Annotated in this window: 5 protein-coding genes; 3 read left to right on the top strand and 2 right to left on the bottom strand. The window is 64.3% G+C overall.

Annotation, left to right across the window (positions count from 1 at the left end):
- The first annotated feature begins 363 nt into the window (after nt 1–363).
- Nucleotides 364–747 carry a hypothetical protein gene (locus IU459_RS36475; protein ID WP_195134146.1) on the top strand — a complete coding sequence of 128 codons (384 nt, stop codon included), beginning with the start codon at nt 364–366 and terminating at the stop codon, nt 745–747.
- 160 nt (nt 748–907) lie between these two features.
- On the opposite strand, the gene istB is transcribed toward IU459_RS36475, so the two are convergent.
- Both istB and istA read right to left on the bottom strand, forming a co-directional pair.
- Nucleotides 908–1,696 carry an IS21-like element helper ATPase IstB gene (istB, locus tag IU459_RS36470; protein ID WP_195134145.1) on the bottom strand — a complete coding sequence of 263 codons (789 nt, stop codon included), beginning with the start codon at nt 1,694–1,696 and terminating at the stop codon, nt 908–910.
- On the bottom strand, nt 1,696–2,931 hold the full coding sequence (istA, locus tag IU459_RS36465) for an IS21 family transposase (RefSeq protein WP_195134144.1): 1,236 nt from the start codon (nt 2,929–2,931) through the stop codon (nt 1,696–1,698). The genes istB and istA overlap by 1 nt, the downstream gene beginning before the upstream one ends.
- A gap of 277 nt (nt 2,932–3,208) precedes the next feature.
- Here istA and IU459_RS36460 point away from each other — a divergent pair, with 277 nt between their 5' ends.
- Nucleotides 3,209–3,982 (top strand): AAA family ATPase, encoded by a 774-nt coding sequence (locus IU459_RS36460; protein WP_195134143.1) that lies wholly within the window; start codon nt 3,209–3,211, stop codon nt 3,980–3,982.
- A 136-nt stretch (nt 3,983–4,118) separates the two neighbouring features.
- A complete protein-coding gene (locus tag IU459_RS36455; protein WP_228839019.1) occupies nt 4,119–5,315 on the top strand; it encodes a hypothetical protein in 1,197 nt (398 codons plus the stop codon).
- The last annotated feature ends 317 nt before the right edge of the window (nt 5,316–5,632 follow it).

Below are 5,632 nucleotides of genomic sequence, written 5' to 3'. Positions count from 1 at the left end.
CGAACGACCCGCATGCCAGTGAACCAAGATCTCGACGATATCGACCACGTCGAACGTTCTCCTCGCCAATACAGGCTCCCATCACCATCGAGCGATGGGAGCAGCCAACTCCTGCGAGGACCACACCAGCCGCGACCGGCTTCCCGCTGGGGAATTACGTGAACGCGGCCCTGCCCGAATACGTGAACGGAAAACGGCTTACCTGCGGATTTTCGTGAACGCTGACACCCGTGGGATGTGGGCGGGCCGTTGCCAGAACCATGGGAAACCAGTGGCCTGCCCCAGCGGCCGCGGGCACAGGTCGATACGGCGGCCGCGATAACGGCAGCCAGACTCGTGCCGCGTCTGTTGGACGCGGCATCGATGACGTTCGCGATGGGTGGAGACGGCGGTGCATTCCTGGAGTCGACGACTCAGGGATGGGTGTCACAGATCCTGGAGTCCGATTTCGACTCCGACGGTGACGGAACCGGCAAGCTACCACCGCGGCTCGTATTTCCGGGCCGATGGTGGATGTGGCCAGTTCCTGTGCCGCGGCCGAACGAGCTGCTGATCGATCCAGTCGCAGTACTGGTTTCCGCAGGCATCGCCTTCAGCGAGCTGGGTGCTTCGATGTCCGACGAGGCCGCAGCCGCAGCCGCCGACCGTGCCGCCAATACCCTGATTCGCGGCGCCGCCGACACACTCGCCCGGAGACCCACGCTGATACCTCATCGCGACGGGGCACCACACTACGGCGGCGTTTAGGCGACGTGACTGCTCGCGATGCGAGACACGTAGGACAGCGGAAGTAGGACCAGTACGCACGACGATCCCACTAACCTGATGTCCGTCACATGAATGTCAGCGCTCTTCCAATTCCGGGCCGGTTGCGCTCTTTGAAAATCGGCCACTTGATGGTTGTTGGTTAGTCTGCCGTGCCGTCGTTGCGGTGGCTCGGCAGTGTGTCGATTTCGGTGTTTCTCAGTCGGTAGCTGTTGCCTTTCAGGGTGAGAACCTCGGCATGGTGGACGATCCGGTCGATCATCGCGGCGGCCACGACGTGGTCGCTGAACACGTCTCCCCAGCGGGAGAACGGCAGATTGCTGGTCAGGATCAGCGACGAATGCTCGTATCGGCTTGATACGAGTTGGAAGAACAGGTTCGCCGCGTCCTGCTCGAATGGGATGTAGCCGACCTCGTCGACGATCAGCAGGCTGTAGCGACGCAGTTTCGTCAACTCCGCGGCGAGGCGTCCCTGCTGGTGGGCGGTTTGCAGGCGGGCGACCCATTCGACCGCGGTCGCGAACAGCACCCGGTGGCCGTGTTGGGCTGCGGCGATCCCGAGCCCGATCGACAGGTGTGTTTTCCCGGTGCCGGGCGGTCCGAGCAGCACGACGTTGTGGGCTTTGTCGATGAACGTACTGGTCGACAGGTGCGCGATGGTGTCACGTTTCAATGAGGGCTGATGGTGGAAGTTGAACTCCTCGATCGCCTTTCGTGCCGGGAACCCGGCACCGCGGATCCGTATCTCCGATCCCGAGGACTCCCTCGAGGACACTTCCCGCGACAACACCGCCGCCAGGTATTCCTCATGAGTCCAGCCCGCGTCGCGGGCCTGATCTGCCAGCCGGGCAGCGCTGTCACGGATACGAGGGGCTTTCAACGCTGCGGCGTAGTACTCGATCTGTTTGGCGGTGTCTTTCGGTGCGGCCATCACGCAACCCCCTCGGTGTCGAAGTCGACACCGAAACGGGCGTCGTAGTCGGCCAGGTTGCGAACCAGGCCACCGGGACCGTCGTCGGGTTCTGTGGGTGGTGTCCGGTGCCCGTAGGCGGCACGCAACCGGGCAGCGGTCTGGACATGAGCGGGATCGGTGACGGTCCGCCGCCGCGCCCAGACCCGAGGATGCACCGCCACCAAGGCGCCGTCGCAGCGGGCGGTGACAGTGTCCAGATCGGCGTGGACATCGACCATCCGACCGATCACGCTGGGGTCGATCGAGTAGTCGTTGCCCATCACCCGCAGGTAATAGTCCCGTGGTAACCGGGTCCGGGTACTGAACCCGACCCTCGGTGCGATCGGCGGCAGTACACCCATCGCCGCACGATCCGCGCCGATCAGCTCGGCGGGGACCCCATCGATGCTGCGAACCCGCCGGTAGTTCGCCCTCGGCAGCCACTCACCTAGTTGGGTGTTGAAATCCGCGGGTGACACGAACCGGCGACCAGGCAGAAAAGAGGTCTCCAGATACTGATTGGCGCGTTCGACGATGCCCTTGGACTCCGGGTCATACGGACGACATTGCACGATCCGGGTCGCGATCATCCCGGTGAACCCGACCACCCCGGCCACCAACCGGCCGCTGCGGCCGATACCGGACTCGTTGTCCCACAACAACCGTCGCGGCACCGCACCCAACTGGCCGTCGATCAACGACCACATCCCCGCCACCAGATCCGGAGTTTGCCGGGTCGGGAGCATCGTCGCGGTGATGAACCGCGAGAACGACGCCACCATCACCAACACCGGCAGCGACTCGACCTGCCCACCGGCCAACGGGACCTGCGTCGGCGGGAACCACAGATCACACTGGGCCTGATCACCCGGCAAATACCTCAAGCGATCGGCCGGATCCTTCGGCGCGTACTCCGGCCGCAGATCAGCGATCTTCTTCCGGAACCACGATTGCGACCCCTCCCAGCCGACCCGCTCGGCGATCACCGAGGCCGGCATCAACGGAAACTCGCCCAACAACTCCCGCACATGCGCCTCGAACGGCTCGAACGCCGACGGCCCCGACACCCGCGAATACTTCGGCGGCGAATCCGACCGCACCGCCCGCGCCACCGTGTCCCGCGAGAAACCCGTCCGCCTCGCGATCGCCCTGATCGACAGGCCCTCGCTCTTGTGGAGATACCTAATCTCCGCCCAGTCCTGCAACTTGATCACCCGTCCAATACTGGTTGGGTGGCCTACTTTTCAAAGAGCGCCAGTGGCCGAGTTTTGGAAGAGCGCCGACACAATCACGTTGACGCAAGACTCATGTCAGCACCGAGTCAACACTCGTCGGTCACCCACGCCATCCCCCTGCGTGTCTGGCATCAGGCACATGGCAACACCGTGACAACGCAGGGGCATCTACAAACGCCTGTGCCGGGCGCATCCTCGAAATGACGTCCCGCCGCCGGGACGACGAGATCGAGCGGGACTGGATGTTAGGAACGCGATGAGCGACCGATTACCATTGCCGCGCAGCCGGATATGCGTGACCGCGGTATCGACAAGCCGACTGTGCACCACAGCCCGAGGCAACATCACCTGCGCAGGCGACGGAGCAGATACCTGCAGTGGCAGGGATTGTCACCGCTGTGGTCGTAGTCGATCCCTTCCCGTGAGCTCAGGTAAACCGAAGCGCTGCCCCATGTTGATTTGGTTGAACGGCCCATTCGGCGCGGGCCAAGCCGCGGTCGCCGCTGAACTTGCCGCGATGTCGATGAATTCTGCAGCGCGTGTCTTCGAACCAGAGCACGTCGGGTCCATGCTGCGTGAACTGCTTTGGGATGTGGATTTCACTGATTTCCAGCGGTCGGCATCCTGGAGACGTCTGGTCCCGCTGGTCACAACTGAGGTCGCGGAGATCACCGGTCAGGACCTGATCGTGGTGCAGCCGGTTCTCGTGGAGGACTGCTGGGCGCAGATCACCGAGGGTTGCCGTGCGCGGGGGTATCCGGTGCGTCATGTGGTGCTGGAGTCGTCGCCTGACACGCTGCGCCAGCGCATCCGAGAGGACCGTACCGTGCGCGGCGCGATTGGGAGGCGCATGGAGCACACCGCCGATTACGTCGCCGCACGCGATGCCTGGTTGGCGAATTCGGCGGATCTGATCATCAACACCACAGACATCTCAGCCCGTCAGACTGCGGAACTCATCGCCGACGCTATGCGGGGATGGTCGAAGGACAAAGGCGACAACCGTGATCCACGGGGATCACGATCATGAGAGCAAGTAGCCGGGCACCACTCTCGGGCGGCACCACATCGCCGAGCGCCGTCTCAAGCGAGCAAGCCCGATGAGGTGTTCGACGAATGCAACAACGGTGGGCGGTGTTGGTGCTGTGGTGAATCGACTGCGGCAGTTGATTGATCGGGTAGCGGGTGCGACCGTGCCGTTGGAGGCGGTGGACGCGGTGGTTCTGGCTGAGCCGAATCGGCTCCGTGACCGGCTAGCCGAGGTGCTGCCGCGCCAGGTCGTGGTGACGGGCACGCTGGATCGGCGGCTGGTATTTGCCGAGCATTGCGAGTCCGATGACTGGTCGGTGGCGGATCTATCAGGCCGGCCGCATGACAGCCGTGTGTGGCCGACGTGGGCGCGCGAAGCGATCGTGCTCGCCGACTCCGCAAGCTGGCTGAGCAGAGCGCGCCTGACCCCGGCCGCGTTGTACAGGTTGACGCGACCAGAAGTGCTTCTCGCGGCGTTGTATCACCCGGAGAACTTCCCGCTACCAAGGTTTCCGCTGGCCATCAGCGACCTGGCTCGCGCGGCGCGGTCGACGTTGTCCGGGCGCGTGCACCTGATGGATATGCAGCTGGGCGTCACGGTCGACGACATCACCTCCGCGATCACGGTGCGGACGCCGGACGTGGTCGGTGTGTCTGCCACGTTCGGCCAGCACGACCTGCTGGTGACGGTTCTTGATTCGATCGCCGAGTTGCGCTCGCGCCCGCTGGTGCTGGTGGGTGGCAGCCTGGTGGCCCGCAACGAGCGACTGCTGGTGGCCCGCTATCCCTGGCTATTGGTGGCGCGGGGCGCTGGGGAGCCCACAATCGCCGACACTGTGGCGTCCTGGCATGGGGATGCGGCTCGCGATCAGATCCGCGGCGTCGGTTATGCCGAGGCGGCGTTCGGCGAGGGCACGTTGTCGATCGGCAGTTACCGGCACACCCGCTCGGTGACCAACCGGGCTCAGACCGACATCTTTCCCGAACTCGATCTGCTGTCGGCCACTTTCGACCGCGGCGGAGTCGCGCAACTGGAGAGCTCTCGTGGGTGCACGAATTTCTGCTCGTTCTGCCCGCGGGGGCACAAGGGCACCCACTGCGGGAGCTCCGCGGACGCTCTGGAATGGATCGTCGAAGCAATGGGCGAAGTGTTCGACTCCTACCCTCGACGATCACGCACGCTGTATTTGGTCGATGAAGAGTTCATCGGCGCCGGAACCGGCGCGGTCACGCGAGCCTTGGACGTCGCCGATGTCCTTCACCGGGCCGGATTCTCGTGGGAGACATCGGCGGCGCCGGTATCCGGCCAGCCGGGCGTCGCTGGCCATGTCTGATCAAGTTTCGGCGGTTGTTAGCTGAGGGTCACTGTGGTTGCGATGGGGAAGTGGTCGGAGAAGCCGGCGGGGTTGGCGGTGGTGTCGCCGAGTCCTTTCGTTTGTCGACATGCGGCCCTACCTCCTCACCGAAGAGTCCTGTTCCCCGCAACGGTAAGCGACCGCCGCCAGCGGCCGAGCCGGTAACACGTGTCGGTTGCCAGGGGGAAGGGACCACTTCGGAGCTGGTTTTGCCCTGAGCATGGGACCACCCGTTTGCCACTGATGGGACCACCTGACTAGCGGTTTTGCCAGTTATGGGACCACCCGGCGCGGCT

This window comes from Nocardia amamiensis, from assembly GCF_015477605.1.
GTDB lineage: Bacteria > Actinomycetota > Actinomycetes > Mycobacteriales > Mycobacteriaceae > Nocardia > Nocardia amamiensis_A.
This window is presented reverse-complemented; position numbering and strand designations above follow the sequence as displayed.

Excerpts from the sequence above, each read along its gene's own strand:
- IU459_RS36460 (WP_195134143.1), top strand. The coding sequence starts at position 3,209 with ATGAGCGACCGATTACCATTGCCGCGCAGCCGGATATGCGTGACCGCG.
- IU459_RS36475 (WP_195134146.1), top strand. The coding sequence starts at position 364 with ATGACGTTCGCGATGGGTGGAGACGGCGGTGCATTCCTGGAGTCGACG.
- istB (WP_195134145.1), bottom strand. The coding sequence starts at position 1,696 with ATGGCCGCACCGAAAGACACCGCCAAACAGATCGAGTACTACGCCGCA.